At 64.7% G+C, this 17,081-nt stretch carries 16 protein-coding genes; 10 read left to right on the top strand and 6 right to left on the bottom strand.

Features of this window, described 5'->3' with window-relative positions:
- The first annotated feature begins 47 nt into the window (after nucleotides 1-47).
- From AB7531_RS04235 to modC, 4 genes are all read left to right on the top strand, one after another.
- Complete coding sequence (locus tag AB7531_RS04235; protein WP_063980720.1) at nucleotides 48-551, top strand: hypothetical protein; 504 nt, start codon at nucleotides 48-50, stop codon at nucleotides 549-551.
- 194 nt (nucleotides 552-745) lie between these two features.
- On the top strand, nucleotides 746-1,531 hold the full coding sequence (gene modA, locus AB7531_RS04230) for a molybdate ABC transporter substrate-binding protein (RefSeq protein ID WP_063980719.1): 786 nt from the start codon (nucleotides 746-748) through the stop codon (nucleotides 1,529-1,531).
- Between the two features lie 13 nt (nucleotides 1,532-1,544).
- Nucleotides 1,545-2,240, top strand: coding sequence for a molybdate ABC transporter permease subunit (gene modB, locus AB7531_RS04225; RefSeq protein ID WP_028148288.1), 696 nt, complete (start codon nucleotides 1,545-1,547; stop codon nucleotides 2,238-2,240).
- A 2-nt stretch (nucleotides 2,241-2,242) separates the two neighbouring features.
- Entirely contained in the window at nucleotides 2,243-2,905 is a 663-nt protein-coding gene (gene modC, locus AB7531_RS04220) for a molybdenum ABC transporter ATP-binding protein (RefSeq protein ID WP_063986040.1), read from the top strand.
- A gap of 202 nt (nucleotides 2,906-3,107) precedes the next feature.
- Here the strand turns inward: modC and AB7531_RS04215 are convergent, their stop codons facing one another.
- Nucleotides 3,108-4,901, bottom strand: a complete 1,794-nt coding sequence (locus AB7531_RS04215) for a potassium/proton antiporter (protein WP_063980718.1) — start codon at nucleotides 4,899-4,901, stop codon at nucleotides 3,108-3,110.
- Nucleotides 4,902-5,111: 210 nt separating this feature from the next.
- Here AB7531_RS04215 and AB7531_RS04210 point away from each other — a divergent pair, with 210 nt between their 5' ends.
- Both AB7531_RS04210 and map read left to right on the top strand, forming a co-directional pair.
- On the top strand, nucleotides 5,112-6,428 hold the full coding sequence (locus tag AB7531_RS04210) for a mechanosensitive ion channel family protein (protein ID WP_441279905.1): 1,317 nt from the start codon (nucleotides 5,112-5,114) through the stop codon (nucleotides 6,426-6,428).
- A 107-nt stretch (nucleotides 6,429-6,535) separates the two neighbouring features.
- Nucleotides 6,536-7,354: a type I methionyl aminopeptidase gene (map, locus tag AB7531_RS04205; RefSeq protein WP_063980716.1), complete on the top strand. Its 819-nt coding sequence runs from the start codon at nucleotides 6,536-6,538 to the stop codon at nucleotides 7,352-7,354.
- A gap of 73 nt (nucleotides 7,355-7,427) precedes the next feature.
- Here map and AB7531_RS04200 read toward each other — a convergent pair whose 3' ends face one another.
- The 3 genes from AB7531_RS04200 to AB7531_RS04190 form a co-directional block, all read right to left on the bottom strand.
- Nucleotides 7,428-8,150: a 3-oxoacyl-ACP reductase family protein gene (locus tag AB7531_RS04200; protein ID WP_187387908.1), complete on the bottom strand. Its 723-nt coding sequence runs from the start codon at nucleotides 8,148-8,150 to the stop codon at nucleotides 7,428-7,430.
- Between the two features lie 49 nt (nucleotides 8,151-8,199).
- The gene (locus AB7531_RS04195; RefSeq protein WP_063980715.1) at nucleotides 8,200-8,766 is read right to left on the bottom strand and encodes a TetR/AcrR family transcriptional regulator; all 567 of its coding nucleotides are present in this window, start codon (nucleotides 8,764-8,766) and stop codon (nucleotides 8,200-8,202) included.
- Nucleotides 8,767-8,869: 103 nt separating this feature from the next.
- Entirely contained in the window at nucleotides 8,870-9,466 is a 597-nt protein-coding gene (locus AB7531_RS04190; protein WP_063980714.1) for a bifunctional transcriptional activator/DNA repair enzyme AdaA, read from the bottom strand.
- Nucleotides 9,467-9,599: 133 nt separating this feature from the next.
- On the opposite strand from AB7531_RS04190, the gene AB7531_RS04185 reads away from it, so the two are divergent.
- Complete coding sequence (locus tag AB7531_RS04185) at nucleotides 9,600-10,538, top strand: DMT family transporter (RefSeq protein WP_063980713.1); 939 nt, start codon at nucleotides 9,600-9,602, stop codon at nucleotides 10,536-10,538.
- Between the two features lie 50 nt (nucleotides 10,539-10,588).
- Here the strand turns inward: AB7531_RS04185 and AB7531_RS04180 are convergent, their stop codons facing one another.
- Nucleotides 10,589-11,029, bottom strand: a complete 441-nt coding sequence (locus AB7531_RS04180) for an antibiotic biosynthesis monooxygenase family protein (RefSeq protein WP_084794946.1) — start codon at nucleotides 11,027-11,029, stop codon at nucleotides 10,589-10,591.
- 417 nt (nucleotides 11,030-11,446) lie between these two features.
- Between AB7531_RS04180 and AB7531_RS04175 the strand changes: the two genes are divergently transcribed.
- The 3 genes from AB7531_RS04175 to AB7531_RS04165 all read left to right on the top strand — a co-directional run bounded on the left by AB7531_RS04175 (nucleotide 11,447) and on the right by AB7531_RS04165 (nucleotide 15,849).
- Nucleotides 11,447-11,833, top strand: a complete 387-nt coding sequence (locus AB7531_RS04175) for a VOC family protein (RefSeq protein WP_231143810.1) — start codon at nucleotides 11,447-11,449, stop codon at nucleotides 11,831-11,833.
- Between the two features lie 99 nt (nucleotides 11,834-11,932).
- Nucleotides 11,933-12,646, top strand: coding sequence for a RadC family protein (gene radC / locus AB7531_RS04170; RefSeq protein WP_063980710.1), 714 nt, complete (start codon nucleotides 11,933-11,935; stop codon nucleotides 12,644-12,646).
- Nucleotides 12,647-12,924: 278 nt separating this feature from the next.
- Nucleotides 12,925-15,849 carry an autotransporter family protein gene (locus AB7531_RS04165; RefSeq protein ID WP_245328525.1) on the top strand — a complete coding sequence of 975 codons (2,925 nt, stop codon included), beginning with the start codon at nucleotides 12,925-12,927 and terminating at the stop codon, nucleotides 15,847-15,849.
- Nucleotides 15,850-16,295: 446 nt separating this feature from the next.
- Here the strand turns inward: AB7531_RS04165 and AB7531_RS04160 are convergent, their stop codons facing one another.
- Nucleotides 16,296-16,541, bottom strand: coding sequence for a hypothetical protein (locus tag AB7531_RS04160; RefSeq protein ID WP_135215889.1), 246 nt, complete (start codon nucleotides 16,539-16,541; stop codon nucleotides 16,296-16,298).
- Between the last annotated feature and the right edge of the window lie 540 nt (nucleotides 16,542-17,081).

Here is a 17,081-nt window from a genome sequence, read left to right as displayed (position 1 = left end):
TGACCGCAAGCCCCGCATTGTTCGCGTGGCCAACGATGAGATTTGACATGCGCGTCCTCACCTTCCTCGCTGCGCTTTCGCTCAGTGCGACCTCCGCTCTGGCTGCCGAAGAGCCCAGCGGCTGCGACAAGTTCAAATGGCCGATCGAGCGTGAGCGCGCCGCGCTCACCGCGCCGGTCCGCGCGAAGCTCGCCTCGGGGAGCGAGCAGGCGGCCTTGCCGTCGTCGGCCATCACGCTGGGGCTGGTGGCCCCAGCGGACGCGAAGCTGCCGACGCCGCCGGAAAGGGCGCCGAAGGACGGCACCTTCGCGGGCTTCACCAGCATCAAGGCGCCGAAGGCCGGGCTCTACACCGTCAGCCTGTCCTCCGGGGCCTGGGTCGACGTGGTCCAGGACGGGCATTTCCTCAAGCCCGTGGCCTTCAGCGGCGCGACCGATTGCGACGGCATCCGCAAGACCATGAAATACGAGCTGTCGGCACAGCCTTTCGTGCTCCAGGTCAGCGGCGCCAAGGACAATTCCCTGTCGATCGCGATCCTGCCGGCACAATAAGTCGCTTGGTTGGACAAACGGCCGCCTTTGACCTGAAGGCTTAGCCTGCTATCTTCGCAGCTGCGATATCCCCGCCGGCCGTAAGTCGTTGCGGGGACACGTGGAACAGCGCTTCCGCCCGTCGCACGCCAACCCACCCCAACGCCAGATTTGCGCGTACGTTCGCGCGCGCGAACTCGCACGGAGCGCATTCCATGATTCGTATTGCCGGACTTTTCACCGCTTTCGTCCTCCTCGCGAGCGCGAGCCTTTCGCCTGCCGCCGCTGAGGACAAGACCATCACCGTGTTCGCCGCCGCCTCGATGAAGAACGCGCTCGACGAGATCGACGCCGCCTACACCGCCAAGACCGGCGTCAAGTTCAGCGTCAGCTATGCCGCAAGCTCGGTTCTCGCCAAGCAGATCGAGCAGGGCGCGCCGGCCGACGTGTTCGTTTCCGCCGACACCGACTGGATGGACTACGCGATCTCCAAGAAGACCATCAACGAGCCGACCCGCGTCAATTTGCTCGGCAACAGCATCGTCCTGATCGCGCCGAAGGACTCCAAGATCGACAACGTCACGATCGCGCAGGGTTTCGACCTCGCAAAGCTCGCGGGCGACGGCAAGATCGCGACCGGCGACGTCAAGTCCGTGCCGGTCGGCAAATACGCCAAGGCGGCGCTGGAGAAGCTGGGCGCATGGCAGGCTGCGGAGCCGAAATTCGCCATGGCCGAGAGCGTGCGCGCCGCGCTGACGCTGGTGGCGCGTGGTGAGGCCAATCTCGGCATCGTCTATTCGACCGACGCCAAGGTCGAGCCCGGCGTGAAGGTCGTCGGCACCTTCCCGGCGGATTCGCATCCCGCGATCATCTATCCGGTTGCCGCGACCACCACCGCGAAGCCCGAGACCAACGACTATCTCGCCTTTCTGCGCTCGACCGCTGCCAAGACCATTCTGGAAAAATACGGCTTCAAGTTCCTGATCAGCCCGACGACTTGATATCTACGACTTGATGCTCGAGATCTCTCCCGCCGAATGGACGGCGATCCTGCTCTCGCTCAGGGTCGCCGTCATCGCCACGCTGGTCGCAACGCCGTTCGGCATTGCGCTGGCATGGCTGCTTGCCCGCCATGATTTCTGGGGCAAATCGGTGCTCGATGCGCTCGTGCATCTGCCGCTGGTGCTGCCGCCTGTCGTTACGGGCTATCTCCTGCTCCTCACCTTTGGTCGCAAGGGACTCGTCGGCGGATTTCTGGCCGACTATCTCGGTATCGTCTTCGCGTTTCGCTGGACCGGGGCGGCGCTCGCCTGCGGCCTGATGTCGTTTCCGCTGCTGGTGCGCCCGATGCGGCTGTCGATCGAGGCGATCGATCGCCGGCTCGAGCAGGCGGCCGAGACGCTGGGAGCGGCGCCCTGGAAAGTGTTCTTCACGGTGACGCTACCCCTGGCGCTGCCCGGCGTGCTCGCCGGCATGGTGCTGGGCTTTGCCAAGGCGATCGGCGAGTTCGGCGCGACCATCACCTTCGTCTCCAACATTCCCGGCGAAACCCAGACGATTTCGTCGGCGATCTACTCGCTGATCCAGACGCCCGATGGCGACGCGGCCGCGGGACGACTCGTGATCATCTCGATCGTGCTCGCGCTCGGCGCGCTGATCGCCGCCGAATGGTTCGCCCGCCGCGCCACGCAACGCCTGCACGGGAACTGACCATGCTGCGCGTCGACATCGAAAAACAGCTCGGCGAATTCTCGCTCTCCGCAACCTTCACCAGCGAAGGCCGCGTCATCGGCCTGTTCGGCGCGTCCGGTGCCGGCAAGAGCTCGCTGGTCAACATGATCGCGGGCCTGCTGCGGCCCGACCGCGGCACCATCGTGATCGACGGCGAGACCGTCGACGACACTGCCGCCGGCATCCATGTCCCGACCTGGCGCCGCCGCATCGGCTACGTATTCCAGGACGCGCGGCTGTTTCCGCATCTCAACGTCGCGCAAAATCTCGACTACGGCCGGCGGATGAACAGCCTCGCGCCCGATCCTGCCCAGCACAGGCGCATCATCGAGCTGCTCGACATCGGCGCGCTCCTTGATCGCCGTCCAGGAAAGCTCTCCGGCGGCGAACGCCAGCGCGTCGCGCTCGGGCGCGCGCTGCTGTCGAGGCCGCGCCTGCTGCTGCTCGACGAACCGCTCGGCGCGCTCGACGAGGGCCGCAAGCTGGAGATCCTGCCGTATCTGGTGCGGCTGCGCGATGAAGCCAATGTTCCCATGGTCTATGTCAGCCACGACGTCGCAGAATTGCGCCAGCTCGCGACGCAGATCGTGATGCTGAAGCAGGGGCGGGTGACATCGTTCGGCGGGGTGAAGGTGCTGACGTGAGGGGCGCTGACGACTTGCCGAGACACCTCGCCCCACCATCGCTGTCATGCCCCGCCTAGTGCGCAATTGCGCACGGGGGCGGGGCATCCAGTACGCCGCGGCTTCTCGGTTCAATCACAATCGTCTCGGATTACTGGATCGCCCGGTCAAGCCGGGCGATGACAGCGAGGTTGTGGCGGCGGCGCGCAAGCAATGGTGAGCGCTAAACCCCCGCCACCGACGTCCACAAATCCGCGAGCTTGCGCCGCAGCGCTTGCCGGCGCGTCAGCGGCGCGGGCGTCTCCTCGTCCTCCGGCAGACGCAGGCCGACGACGTTGACGCGGCCGCCGGAGATGCTGCGCGCAACCAGCACGATCTCGTCCAGCGGCAGCTCGGCGCCTTCCTTCGGCGCGCGATCGAGATGGACGTCGAAATAGTCGGCGAGGGTCAGCTTGCCGTCATCCTCGCCGACCTTGACGCCGTAGATCTCGGCAAGCTCGGCCAGCGTGTGCTCGCCGGAGACCATGAAGTCGCCGAGCAGATGCGGATCCGGCGCCGAGCTCGGCTGCATGTCGACGAAGAAGCGGTCGAGCGACTCGGCCTTTTCCGGCGGGGCCAGCAGATAGATGTAGTCGCCGGGCGCGATCGGATCGGCTTCTGTCGGGGTCAAAATGTTCTCGTTGCGGATGACCAGCGTCGGCTTGGACCAGGACGGGATCAGACCGCGGCGGAAATACAGGCTCTTGGGCCGCACCGGATAGCCGACGAGTTGCTGCTCGAGCTGGCCGGGCAGATCCAGCTCGACGCGGCGTGGACCACGCTCGGCGCGCGGCAGCGCCACGTGCAGCTTGCGCGCTGCCGGCGCCAGCGTCCAGCCCTGCAGCAGGAGCGAGATGATGACGACGACGAAGGCGACGTCGAAATAGAGATAGGCCTTCGACAGGCCGACCAGCATCGGGATCGACGCCAGGAAGATCGCGACCGCACCGCGCAGGCCGGTCCAGGCGATGAAGATCTTTTCGCGCCAGTTGAAGCGGAACGGCGCCAGGCACACGAACACCGCGATCGGCCGCGCGACCAGCATCAGGACGAACGCAACCCCGACCGCCGGCAGCACGCTCGTGCCGAGCCGGCTCGGCGAAACCAGCAGGCCCAGCAGCACGAACATCACGATCTGCGCCAGCCACGTCGCGGCATCCAGGAATGCCACCACGGAATTATGCGCGCGGGTCGGGCGGTTGCCGATGATGATGCCGGCGAGATAGACCGCGAGGAATCCGGAGGCGTGCATGATCTGCGAGCCGCCGAAGATCACGAGCGCCGCGGTCGTGACAAACGGCGCATGCAGGCCCTGCGGCAGCGCAACCCGGTTGAGCGCAACGACGACGAGACGTCCCCCGAGGAAGCCGACGACGGCGCCCAGCACCGCCTCCTGGATGAACTCCATCGCCACATGGCCCGCCGAGCTCGATCCCAGCGAGATGTATTCGACCAGCATCAGGGTGAGGAAGATCGCGAAGGGATCGTTGGTGCCGGATTCGGCCTCCAGCGTCGCGCCGACGCGCGGACGCAGGCGCAGGCCCTGGGTGTGCACCAGCAGGAACACCGCAGCCGCGTCGGTCGAGGCCACGACGGCACCGACCAGCAGCGATTCCGTCCAGTTGAGGTCGAGCGCGTATTTGGCGAACGGCGCCGTGATCAGCGCGGTCAGAAGCACCCCGACGGTCGCGAGCACAACGGACGGCGCGAGCACGGTGCGGATGCTGGCAAAGCGCGTCTTCAGGCCGCCGTCGAACAGGATCAGGGCCAGCGCCACCGAGCCGACCAGATAGGTGGTGCGGACGTCGTCGAACTGAAGCTGCCCGGGGCCAGAATCGCCCGCGAGCATGCCGATGGCAAGGAAGACGAGCAGCAGGGGCGCGCCGAAGCGCAGAGCAAGCAGGCTCGACAGGATACCGGCCATGACGAGGACGGCGCCGAGCAATATGGCGAGGCTGACAGAGTCGAGGGAAGCCATCCACCTTCCGGGTACAAATCGCTGGAATTGCATCCTTATCGTCGGCAGACTCCCACGCCAACCCATTTTCTCCCACTCGCGGCAATCTGCCCGTATTTTGCGGCCTTAACGCACCTCACTTAGCGGTGTATCGATGGCCGGGCCGCTCCCTTTGTGGGAATCTGCGGCGCCCTCGAATCAATCCCTGCCGCCCGCTTCCCGACGAGACTGATGGACATGGACCTCAAAGACTTCATGGAGTTCGTGCAGACCACCGCGCGCAGCGTCGGGGCGGAAATCTCCTCGCCCTGGTTCTACCTGCAATTCGGCCTGATCCTGGCCGCGGCCGGCATCGCCTATGCCGCGGAAGCCGGGGTTCGCAACCGCATCGACTTGACATCGCTGGCGATACACTGGCCGCTGCCGCTCCGGCACTTCGCCCGGGTGATGGTCTCGAGCGCCTCGACGGCGGTGTTCACCCTGATGGTGATCCTCTCCCGCGTGGTGATGTATCACGCGACCTGGCCGAGCCGCAGCTATCTCCTGATGGTCGCCGCCAAGCTGGGACTGGCCTGGCTTGCGATCCGGCTCGTGACCTCGGTGCTGCGCAACGCCTTCATCGTCAAGCTGGTATCGATCTCGGCGTGGTTCGTCGCGGCGCTGTCCATCATCGGACAGCTCGACACGACGGTCGACCTGCTCGATTCCTTTGCGATCGTGCTCGGCGGCCTGCGGCTGACGCCGCTGCTGGTGATCAAGGCCGGCGCGCTCCTGCTCATCGCGCTCTGGGCCACCAACATCGCCAGCAATTTCGCCGAGAGCCGGATCAACTCGACCACCGATCTGACCCCGTCGGTGCAGGTGCTGCTGGTCAAGATCATCCGGATCGGGCTGCTGGCCATCGCAATCGTCATCGCGCTCGGCGCGGTCGGTATCGATCTCTCGGCGCTTGCGGTGTTCTCCGGCGCGGTCGGCGTCGGCATCGGTATCGGCCTACAGAAGATCGTCGCCAACTTCATCTCGGGCATCATCCTGCTTGCGGACAAGTCGGTGAAGCCGGGCGACCTCGTCACCATCGGCGACAATACCGGGCGCATCAGCGCGATGAAGACGCGCTATATTTCCGTCGCCGCCGGCGATGGCCGCGAATTCCTGGTGCCGAACGAGGACCTGGTGACGCAGAAGGTCGTCAACTGGACCTACACCGACAAGAACACGCTGGTGAAGATCGCCTTCGGCACCAATTACGACGCCGACCCGCGGCTGGTTTGCAAGCTCGCCGCGGAGACCGCGGCCGCCCATCCCCGCGCGCAGAAGGGCAAGCCGCCGAACAGCATCCTGACCGAGTTCGCAGAAGCCGGGATGAAGTTCTCGCTGACCTTCTGGATCGCGGACCCCGACGGCATGGATGGCGTCAAGAGTGACGTGATGCTGGCGCTATGGGAGGCCTTCCAGCGCGAGGGCATCCGGGTTCCCTATCCCGTCCGCGAGATTCGCGTCCGGGGCGGCGCCCTGCCGGTGGAAACCACCGTAGAAGTCCCGAATTAGGCCCTGTTTCGGGCGCAAGAGCCACGCCTGACTTGCATGAAGGCCCCTGATCATTAGATTATGGCCTTGAAATCAAGCCCTTCCGCCGACATCGAGACCAGCCCCGCATGAGCTACGTCGAAGCCTCCGATACCTCCCTGCGCAAGACCGGACAGATCAAGCTGCACGGGCCGAGCGCCTTTGCCGGCATGCACAAGGCGGGCGCGCTGGTGGCGAAGTGCCTCGACGAGCTCACCGATATCGTCGGGCCCGGCGTGCCGACCGAGCGCATCGACCAGTTCGTCCGCGACTTCGCTTTCAGCCACGGCGCCTATCCGGCGACGCTGATGTATCGCGGCTACCGCTACTCGACCTGCACCTCGCTCAACCACGTGGTCTGCCACGGCATGCCTGGTGACCGTCCGTTGAAGGAAGGCGACATCGTCAACATCGACGTCACCTTCATCGTCGACGGCTGGTACGGCGATTCCAGCCGGATGTATGCGGTCGGCCCGATCGCCCGCAAGGCCGAGCGGCTGATCGAGGTGACGTATGAGGCGATGATGCGCGGCATCGCAGCGGTCAAGCCGGGCGCTACCACCGGCGACATCGGCCACGCCATCCAGAGCTTCGTCGAGCCGCAGGGCATGAGCGTGGTGCGCGATTTCTGCGGCCATGGCCTGGGGCGCATGTTCCACGACGAGCCGAACATCATCCATATCGGCCGGCCCGGCGAAGGCGTTCAGCTCAAGCCCGGCATGTTCTTCACCATCGAGCCGATGATCAATCTCGGCAAGCCGCATGTGAAGATCCTCTCCGACGGCTGGACCGCGGTGACCCGCGACCGCTCGCTGTCGGCGCAGTTCGAGCACTCAGTCGGGGTGACCGCGACGGGCGTCGAGATCTTCACGCTGTCGAAGCGGCACGGCGAGACGCAGATCGGGTGATGGCCCGGCAGGACCGCGATGCGATCCTGCCATCCTGTTCGCCGGCGACGATCTGTCGTCAGAGGCGGACCTCTTACAGCACGTAGCCACCATCGATGGTGAGGCTGGCGCCGGTCATATAGCCGGATTCCGGGCCCGCCACATATGACACCAGCGCGGCGATCTCGCCGGGCTCACCGACGCGCTTCAACGGAACGATCTCTTTCAGCCGCGACACCATCGTGGCCGTCATGTCGGTCTCGGTCGGGCCCGGCTGGACGTTGTTGACCGTGATCCGGCGAGGCGCCAGGTCGAGCGCAACGCCGCGGACCAAGGAGGCAACGGCGGCCTTGGTCATGGCATAGACGCTGCCTCCCGGCGTCCCTGTCCGGATCGCCGTGTTGCTCCCGATCGTGATGATGCGGCCGCCGTCACGCATCTGCCCGGCTGCCGCCTGGATGGCCAGAAAGACGCCGCGGATATTCACATCGAGAATGAGGTCGAGGTCTTCCAGGCTGAACTGCTCGACGGGACCGAGGCGGAGAATGCCCGCGTTGACGACGACCGCATCAAGCACCCCAAGCCGGCTCACGGTCTCGGCGACGGCCGCGCGGATCGCGGCGGGATCGGCGCTATCGGCCTTGATCGCGACGGCCTTGCGGCCAGCGTTCTCGATCGCGGACACGATTTCGGCGGCACTGTCCGGTCGCGACACGTAGGTTAGCGCGATATCGAACCCGTCCCGTGCGAGACGGACCGCGATCGCGGCGCCAATGCCGCGCGCTCCACCAAACACCAACGCGACTTTGCTGCTCATTTTCTCTCTCCTTATTTTGAACGATCGTTCCAAATTTGACCAAAAAAAATTACCCGAGGGCGCGCAATGCGATGGCGCCGAGCGCCCGTAATTGGCGCGGCCTGGCGCCACCGCGCGCGGCGATTCGAATACCGGCAACATTCGCCAGCAGAAACTCGGCTGCGTCGTCGGCGTCGAGATCCCGCGTCACGTCGCCGTCGGCCTGCGCTTCGCGCAAGCGTTTCGAAACGGCGCCCTGGAGCGCGCGGCCTGACGCCGCATGGATGCTGGTGAGGTCATCCCGCGAGCGGCCGAACTCGCTGATCGAGCCGATGCCCAGGCAAGCCTCGTTCGCGTCGCGAACGACGCGGTCGATCATCGCCCTGAGGCCGTCAATCGCGCGCGGCGGCGCCCGCAGCGCGGCAAGATGGGCTTCGACCTCGCTGGCCGCGTAGCGGCGCACCGCGGCGCAATAGAGTTGCCATTTGTCGCCAAACGTATCGTAGATGCTCTGGCGGCCGATCCCCATGGCGTCAACAAGCATCGGCGTCGAGGTTCCCTCGAAACCGTGCTCGCGAAACGCACCGATCGCGGCATCGAGCGCCTCGTCCTGATCGAATTCCTTGGTCCTTGCCATGACACGACAATAGTTATTCTGGAACGAATAGTCAATTATCAAATGCGGCGGCATTGCCCGCGACATGGCGGGAAGCAGATCGGGTGATGCCTGGCTCGGCGGCCTAGTGGCGGCGCCGGAATGACGACGGCGGCCGCTTGTAGGTCGCGACAAATGCATCGTTGAATCTGCGAACGCTGCCGAAACCGGCGGCGAAGGCGATCTCCGCCAATGTCATGCTGGTCTGGTCGATCAGACGCTTGGCTTCCTGCACACGGCGGGTCGTGGCGATCTCGCTCGGGCTCGCACCGGCGTGGCGCATGAACAGGCGGAGCAGATGGCGCGGCCCGACTCCCAGGACTTCCGCAAGGTCCATCATCGACGCGCGATCCAGGAATCCGTCATTGATCAGGCGCATCCCGCACGCGACGGTGGTGGCCGTTCCCATCCAGGCCGGCGATCCGGGCGCGGTTTCCGGCCGGCAGCGCAGGCACGGGCGAAAGCCGGCGCGCTCGGCGGCAGCGGCGGTCGCATAAAAGGTGACGTTCTCGGAGCGAGCGGGGCGAACCGGGCAGACCGGCCGGCAGTAGATCCTCGTCGAGCGAACGCCGGAGAAGAACAGCCCGTCGAACGCGCGTGCCCGCGCCAGCCGCGCCCGATCGCAGGTGTCCCAGTCGAGATGCGGCGGCAACGTTTGCCGATGTGCCGAGCCTGTTGCCATGGCGGAAGAATAGTTTCATCGCAGCCCGCCGAGTAGCTGGAATCGGACTCGATCGGGCGATGAGGTCCGAATCCAGCCAGCCTGCGCCACCACGCCGGATCATGGTCCCGGTCCATCCCGGAGCAGATTCGCAATGCACACGCAGGCGCAACAAACGACGTCAGGACAAACCACGCTCACGTTCGAGATCGGGCTCCTGCTCCTCCTCTCACTAATCTGGGGCAGCTCGTTCACGCTGATCAAGGTCGCAATCCCGACGATCCCGCCGTTCACGATGGTCGCCGCGCGCGTGACGATCGCGGCCATTCTCCTGATCGCGATCGCTCGCGCTCAGGGGCACGCTCTTCCCGCCCGGGGACCGGTGTGGGCGGCTTTCTTCGTGCAGGGACTGCTACAGAGCGCGCTGCCGTTTACCCTGATCAGCTGGGGCGAGCTGCATATCGCAAGCGGTCTCGCCGGCGTGCTCAATGCGACCCCGCCGATGTTCGTGCTCGCGATCGCGATGATGACCGGACGAGGGCGGCGGGCGATCAGCAGCTGGAAGATCATCGGCGTCGCGCTCGGTCTTGCGGGCGTCGCGGTGACGATCGGCATCGATGCGCTGTCCGCCTTGGGCACGACGGCCCCGCTGGCGCAGGCCGCCGTGCTCGGCGCAAGCCTCTGCTACGCGCTCGCACCGATATGGGGGCAGCGGTTCTCCGGCTTTCCCGCCACCGTCACGGCGGCCAGCGCCATGAGCTGTGCCGCGATCCTCATGGTCCCTGCCGCACTCGTCCTCGAGCGACCCTGGACGCTGGCACCGACTTCGCACGCGGTCGCGGCCGTCGTCAGCCTCGCGGTGATCTGCACGGCGCTCGCGATGGTGATCTATTTCCGCCTGATCCGCACGCTCGGCCCACTCGGCACGACCAGCGGCAGCTATCTGCGCGCCGGCTTCGCGGTGGCGCTCGGCACGGCATGGCTCGGCGAACGCTTCACCTGGTCGGCCCTTGCAGGCATGACGCTCATTCTCGCCGGGGTCATCGCCATCACGATGCCCCTGCCGGCGCGGCACCGTGGTCTCGAACCGTAAGAGCGTCCGCGGGGCGATCTTTTGGACCGCCCCCGAGCCGCCGTTACAGATCAGGCATGATTGACCTCGACGACCTCGCACAGGATCGTCTCGGCCTTCGACAGCGCCGCAAGGCTCTGGATGTACGGCGCAAATCGCGGATCCTTGCGAAAATTCTCGATGTCCCCCGCGCTTGCCCATTGCGAGTAGTTGATCGCGCGCCGGCCCTCCTTGCTGGCGTGGACGCTGGACGAGATGAACCCGGGCTGCTTGCTGAAGAAGGTCTCGGTGCCCCCCTTCAGCAACTGAACCAGCTTTTGCTGGTTGTCCGGCTCGACCGTGAAGACGTTGACGAGGGTCGTGACGTCGCTACCGGTGCGAATGGTCGCTTCCATTTTCGAACTCCTGTTCTGGCTGTGGGACGGCGCCGCTTGCGCGACGAGCAAGACGCCCGCTCCGAGGCCGGTGGCAACGAAGGCACGACGCGACGGCTCAGGTCTGGTCCGGGACATTGATATTCTCCTGTTGCGGAAGATCGGCTGGCCACTCGACCGGCCAACAGCGCTGAGACGAACGAGGCAGGAGAACGAAGACAGCTGGTGTGAAATTTTTTCTCGACGGCTCAATCGCCCCGAGCGTAGGCGGCGCCGGGAATCCGGGCCGGCAACATCCTGACCGGCTCCCGGCGTTGCCGATGCGCGCGAACTCTGCTACCCGGAGCGCGCCGAAAAAGGCATGGCCGGATTGGTAAGCCCGGCCTGTTCCTGACTTGCCAGGAATTCTGCCACCGTCTCCACGGTAGGACCCACGGCCGGACAGAGTGACGCGATCGTCACGATGATCGGCGGGTCATGTCATCGTGTCAACTCGGCCGCCGCTCAGTGTGGAAGCTCGTTCCGTCCGTTCCTTCACCTGAACGGAGAGCACCTATGCGACTGCAACATCTCAACCTCGCGACCTCGGACGTCACCGCGCTTGCCGCCTTCTTCGAGCGCTTCTTCGGCTTTGCACCCTATGCCTCGCGTGGCGAAGCCCTCGTCGTCCTGCGCAACAAGGAGGATTTCATCCTGACCGTGATGCGCGGCAGGACGGGCGAGCCGGCCGACTATCCCGCCAATTTCCATATCGGCTTCTACTACGACGAGGCAGCCGACGTGGAAGCCAAGCACGCCGAGCTAAAGGCCGCGGGCCTCGACCCGAGCAGGATCGCCTCCATGGATCGTGGCGGCGGCGTCCGCGTCCCGCACTTCTATGTCACCGCGCCGGGCAATGTCCTGGTCGAGGTCTGCACCCCGCCGGGAGGGCTTTCGTCGTAGGTAGACGACGAGGCCCCGGCGGCCGCGCCAATGAGCGAGCCGCCGGGGCCGGACACTTCCCGGTTGCAAAACGCGCGCCGTACGGCATGGTTAGGCCTGATGCCCGCCAAGACCGACCACGACAAGGCCAAGCCCGAGGACGCGCCGCACTATCACGGCCATCGCGAACGGCTGCGCGAGCGCTTCTACAGCGCGGGCGCAGATGCGCTCAGCGATTACGAGCTGCTGGAGATGGCGCTGTTTCCGGCGCTGCCGCGGCGCGACACCAAACCGCTGGCAAAGACGCTGATCAAGACCTTTGGCTCGTTCGCCGAGGTCGTCCATGCCCCGGTGGCGCGTCTGCGCGAGGTCGGCGGCATCGGCGAAGCCGCGATCCACCAGCTCAAGCTGATCGCCGCGGCAACGCATCGCGTCGCCAAGGGCGAGGTCAACAGCCGCAACGCGCTGTCGTCCTGGAACGAAGTGATCGACTATTGCCGCTCCAGCATGGCGTTTTCAGACAAGGAGCAATTCCGCCTGCTCTTCCTCGACAAGCGGAACCAGCTGATCGCCGACGAGGTGCAGCAGACCGGCACCGTCGACCACACCCCGGTCTATCCACGCGAGGTGATCAAGCGCGCGCTGGAGCTGTCGGCGACCGCGCTGATCCTGGTGCACAACCACCCCTCAGGCGATCCCTCGCCGTCACAGGCCGACATCCAGATGACCAAGGCCATCATCGACATCGCAAAACCGCTCGGTATCGCCGTGCACGACCACATCATCGTCGGCAAACGAGGTCACGCCAGTCTGAAGGGACTGAAGCTGATCTAAACGACGTCGCCTCTTGGGGGCTAAAGCGGACCTTACCGCGAACCTCGCAAAACGACGCGATTGCCCCAGAGCAGTCATCAGTCCCGCTGGCAACTCGAGGTTGTCCAGAGAGCACGGCGTGGATCCGTTGGATCAGCATTGTTGTCCCATGCGTGACTCGTAAGCGACAGTGGTCGGGATAATGGATTGCTGCCGCGATCGCCACAGATGCGGCGTCTTCGCACAACAATTCTGGTGCTCGTTGCCTTTCGCGATCGCGTGTGATCGGGCGCAACAAAATGGAACTGCGCAAGCCTTTGCGATTACGTGCCGGTCAGGCGCCGCGTCGGCACCCTCTGCGAGCACGGGTGCTTTCCGTTGTTCTGCCTTGCGTGATTATCATCGCCGCACCGCAAGCGGCCCGCGCTCAATGTACAACTGATCCTGTCAACGGCGGCATCCTTCAGAACGGCGGAACCTGCGTAGCCAATAATCCGGTGAGCACCGGTTTCAACATCGCGGTCAGCGCGTTGAACGGCGCAAACGTGACGACCAATGGCACGGTGACGGCCAATGGTGGTGGAACAGGAATCCAGGCCACCACCAACGCCACGGTCACCGCAAACGCAAATGTAACCGCCGCCAGCACTGGCCTGATTGCGAACACCGGCGGCACGATCATCATTAATGCGATCACCCTGGCGAATTCTGGCGGCGGCGGCGCGGCCATGATCGCCACCACCGGCACGATCATCGCGAATAGCACGACCGTGAATTGGAACGGCGGCGCCGCGGTCGGGGTGGGCGGGGTAGTGCAGGCCACGGCGGGAGGTCTGATTCAATTCACACCTGGCTCGTCGATCAATCTCAGCGGTGGCTTCGGCAAGTTGATGACCGCCGACGGTGCGACAAGCCAAATCATCGCCAATGGTCTTTCCGTGAACATGGGTGCTTCGGGCGGCATGACCGCGGCTACGGCGCAGAACGGGGGGAGTATCCAGCTTGCGAGCGGCAGCAGCATCACGTTCGCCGGAGGCGGCGGGAATACCGGCTTATCGGCAACAGGGACCAACAGTTCGATCACGGCGACCGATCTGAGCTTGTCGGTAGGTAATGGCGGTGGTGATGTCGGTGTGAACGCCGCGTCCGGGGGCCAGGTGACGTTGACGCGCGGCTCCGTTACCGTTCCGGGCATTGGCGGCGGGGAGATAGGACTTCGGGCGACGGGGGCGAACAGCCTGGTTACCGCAAACGATGTGGTCGTCAGCGTGACGGGAGGCGGTGGAAACGCTGGAGTGAATGCGACGACTGGCGGCACCGTTACGACGAGTGGTGGCTCGGTGTCCGTCGTCAACGGCGCGGGCGGGCTGCTGCAGAACGGCGGCAACGCAACCATGACCGGAACCGACGCGACCGCGTCAGGAAATGGCGGCTTCGGCTTTCTGTTCAACGGTAGCGGAAACACGTTGCAGTACAGCAACGCCACCATCGTGGCCAGCGCCGCCTCCTTCTCGGTGCAGGGCGCCGCGGCCAACATCAGTCTTAGTAATGCCGTCGCAGTAACAAATAACAACACCCTGCTCGAAACGGTGTCTGGAGCCAGCACGACGTTCAACGCACAGGCATCGACCTTGCGAGGGGTGATCACGACGGCGGCCGGCGGCATCAGCACAGTCACCCTTGCGCAGAATACCGTCTGGACGATGACGGGCAATTCGAACGCAACCAACCTGACCAACAACGGCAGTGAGATCATCTTCACCCCGCCGACCGCGGACCCCACACAACTGTCGAGCTACAAGACGCTGATTGCGAATAACTATGGGGGCGCAGGCGGCTTGATCACGCTCAATACTTTTCTCGGCAACGACACTTCGCCATCCGACAGGCTGGTCATTAACGGCGGCGCAGCGACGGGCTCGACAACGCTAAGAGTATTGAACACGACCGGTCCCGGCGATCAGACCGTTGCGAACGGCATCCTTTTGGTGCAGACCGTCAACAACGCCACCACGGCGCCCGGCGCTTTCTCGCTCGCCGGCGAGGTGCGCGGCGGCGCCTATGATTACTTCCTGTTTCGCGGCGGCATTAACGGCAATGCGCCCCAGGATTGGTTCCTGCGCTCGACTTTCGATTCGGGGCCGACACCCCCGGACCCGCCGATTATCCCGCCGCCGATCCTGCCGCCCGATCCGCCTCCGGACGGGCTGCCGCCCGGCTCCTACCCAATCATCGGGCCTGGACTTGCAACCTACGGGTCCGTTCAACCTATGGCCCGGCAAATCGGCCTCGCCACGCTTGGTACGCTCAACCAGCGAGTCGGCGACACGATGACATTGTTGAATGCGGGTACCGACCCTGATGGCTGGGGCCGGTCGGACTGGGCGCGCGTTTTCGGTCAGCAGATCAACGGCCACTACCAGGCCTTCGCCGACCCGCGCACCGATGGCTGGCTGGCGGGCTTCCAAGGCGGAATCGATCTCTGGCGCGGCAGCACCATCCCCGGTCACCGCGACTCTGCTGGACTTTACTTCGCCTATACCCAGGCGCGGGCCGACGTGACCGGGCTGGTCACAAACCCGGCCGCCACTGGCTACATGCTCACCCACACCGGGACCAACGACATCCAGGCTTACTCGGCCGGCGGCTACTGGACGCACTACGGTCCGACCGGCTGGTACCTCGACGCGATCCTGCAGGGGACGCTCTATCGCGGCAACGCGACGACGCAATTCACGCAATTGCCGCTCACGGGCGCCGGCTTCGTTGCCTCGCTGGAGACGGGCTATCCAATCCCGCTGCCGCTTGGCCCAGGCTTCGTGCTCGAGCCGCAGGCCCAGATCATCTGGCAACGGGTCTCGTTCGACGAAGCCAATGACGGTCTGGGCCCGGTCGGGCTGGGCACGACGTCGGGTCCGATCGGACGGCTCGGCCTGCGCGGGCAGTGGAATACCACGAGCAGCAACGGGATGCTCTGGCAGCCTTATGCAGGCGTCAATTACTGGCGCAGCTGGGGCGCGGGAGCGGACACCACTTTTGGCATCGATCAAGTGCTGCTGCTGCAGAAGATGCAGACGGTCGAAACCTTCGTCGGCTTCACCGGCAAGCTCGACAAGAGCTATAGCGTCTATGCTCAATTCGGTTATCAATTCGACGTCGGCAGCACGGTCAACGCGGGCCCGCAAGGCGCCAAAGGCACCGCGGGCATACGCTACAGCTGGTGAATAGGGTTCCATCAAGCTGCTTGCGATCTCTACGCGCAGCGAGGCCCGCATTCCGCGGCCTGCCGTATACACTATGTGCATGTCCGGATGCGGCCCTGTTTGAGACATGCCGACCGACCTTGAGAATGTCCGCGAACCGAGGAAGACCGGAAGTGGCCAGCGCACAAGGCAGGCCGCTTCCATGCGGCCGTCTTCGCTTGGTCACGAATGACCCGGATTGGCAGCCTACAACGCGCCGATCGCCTCGGCTAAAGCATGATCCGGAAAAGTGCGCAGCGGTTTTCCCTCGCGACAAACGCGGAGCGCGTTTGAGCGGAGATCATGCTCAAACAACAACCTAAAGCGCGATGACGATTCATCCCAATCTCATCGCGCTTTAGGCAAGATGACTGGCCAGCCGAAAGGTCTCTCGGCGAGCTCGGCAGGGCGGGCCGATGATCACTTCCTTACGGCAGCGACCCTCTAAGGTCCGCGACACCAAAATCTACCGTGGCCCCGCCACCGTTCTCAGAAGTCGTCTGGGTGCGGGCCTCGCTGTGCGCTGACACAGCGATGACCCGGTCGCCTTTCTTCTCCGCCAGTCCGACATTTCGAGCGAGGATCGCGCCAAGCAAAAGCATCGTGACCATCAGCCCGCTCACGGACGCAGTCACATAAACATTGGACCAATTGCGCATCACTACACCACCCATGCGCATCGCCCCGGCCCGATGCAACATGCGTCGTTGAGTCGTTAGGCGATTTGGTGGCGCGGCAGTGGCGTTCTGGAGTTCACCTCACTTGTTACGCGGTGGCGGCACTCGTTGCAGGTTCGTGGCGAGCGGATTGCTTTGAGCAGCCTTTCCTGTGGACCGCCGCACTTCCATCACAGGAGGCAGCATGGACTCAGGCATACTCCGAAATTGCGCGGCTTGCTCTCCCGGCCGCGCGGATCTCGCCTGGAGCCCCGGCTGGTACGGTCGGGGCTCTCTTTGGAGCGGCTCTCCGAGACCGTTCAGCTTGGCCTCGGGCGGCGGTCTTCGTGCTGCCAGTCGCCTAAGCACTAACCCGATCACTAGCTCCGTCAGAACTGCTGACGTTGCTATCCGCTTCCGGGATTTCAGCGCTGTTCGTCTGGATCAGAATAGCTGTTTCTGCATCTCGACGAGGCGCGCGCGGCTATATTGCCACCGGATAAAGCCGCAGCCGCGCCGTGCTAATTGTTGCGCGCAGCTCAAATGACGACCATTCCG

The organism is Bradyrhizobium sp. 63_E2_N1_3 (genome assembly GCF_052076005.1).
In the GTDB taxonomy this organism is placed as follows: Bacteria; Pseudomonadota; Alphaproteobacteria; order Rhizobiales; family Xanthobacteraceae; genus Bradyrhizobium; species Bradyrhizobium barranii.
This window is presented reverse-complemented; position numbering and strand designations above follow the sequence as displayed.

Excerpts from the sequence above, each read along its gene's own strand:
- AB7531_RS04185 (WP_063980713.1), top strand. The coding sequence starts at position 9,600 with ATGCACACGCAGGCGCAACAAACGACGTCAGGACAAACCACGCTCACG.
- AB7531_RS04175 (WP_231143810.1), top strand. The coding sequence starts at position 11,447 with ATGCGACTGCAACATCTCAACCTCGCGACCTCGGACGTCACCGCGCTT.
- AB7531_RS04190 (WP_063980714.1), bottom strand. The coding sequence starts at position 9,466 with ATGGCAACAGGCTCGGCACATCGGCAAACGTTGCCGCCGCATCTCGAC.
- AB7531_RS04200 (WP_187387908.1), bottom strand. The coding sequence starts at position 8,150 with ATGAGCAGCAAAGTCGCGTTGGTGTTTGGTGGAGCGCGCGGCATTGGC.
- modA (WP_063980719.1), top strand. The coding sequence starts at position 746 with ATGATTCGTATTGCCGGACTTTTCACCGCTTTCGTCCTCCTCGCGAGC.
- AB7531_RS04165 (WP_245328525.1), top strand. The coding sequence starts at position 12,925 with ATGGAACTGCGCAAGCCTTTGCGATTACGTGCCGGTCAGGCGCCGCGT.
- map (WP_063980716.1), top strand. The coding sequence starts at position 6,536 with ATGAGCTACGTCGAAGCCTCCGATACCTCCCTGCGCAAGACCGGACAG.
- AB7531_RS04210 (WP_441279905.1), top strand. The coding sequence starts at position 5,112 with ATGGACATGGACCTCAAAGACTTCATGGAGTTCGTGCAGACCACCGCG.
- AB7531_RS04235 (WP_063980720.1), top strand. The coding sequence starts at position 48 with ATGCGCGTCCTCACCTTCCTCGCTGCGCTTTCGCTCAGTGCGACCTCC.
- AB7531_RS04215 (WP_063980718.1), bottom strand. The coding sequence starts at position 4,901 with ATGGCTTCCCTCGACTCTGTCAGCCTCGCCATATTGCTCGGCGCCGTC.
- AB7531_RS04195 (WP_063980715.1), bottom strand. The coding sequence starts at position 8,766 with ATGGCAAGGACCAAGGAATTCGATCAGGACGAGGCGCTCGATGCCGCG.
- AB7531_RS04180 (WP_084794946.1), bottom strand. The coding sequence starts at position 11,029 with ATGTCCCGGACCAGACCTGAGCCGTCGCGTCGTGCCTTCGTTGCCACC.
- modC (WP_063986040.1), top strand. The coding sequence starts at position 2,243 with ATGCTGCGCGTCGACATCGAAAAACAGCTCGGCGAATTCTCGCTCTCC.
- modB (WP_028148288.1), top strand. The coding sequence starts at position 1,545 with ATGCTCGAGATCTCTCCCGCCGAATGGACGGCGATCCTGCTCTCGCTC.
- AB7531_RS04160 (WP_135215889.1), bottom strand. The coding sequence starts at position 16,541 with ATGGGTGGTGTAGTGATGCGCAATTGGTCCAATGTTTATGTGACTGCG.
- radC (WP_063980710.1), top strand. The coding sequence starts at position 11,933 with ATGCCCGCCAAGACCGACCACGACAAGGCCAAGCCCGAGGACGCGCCG.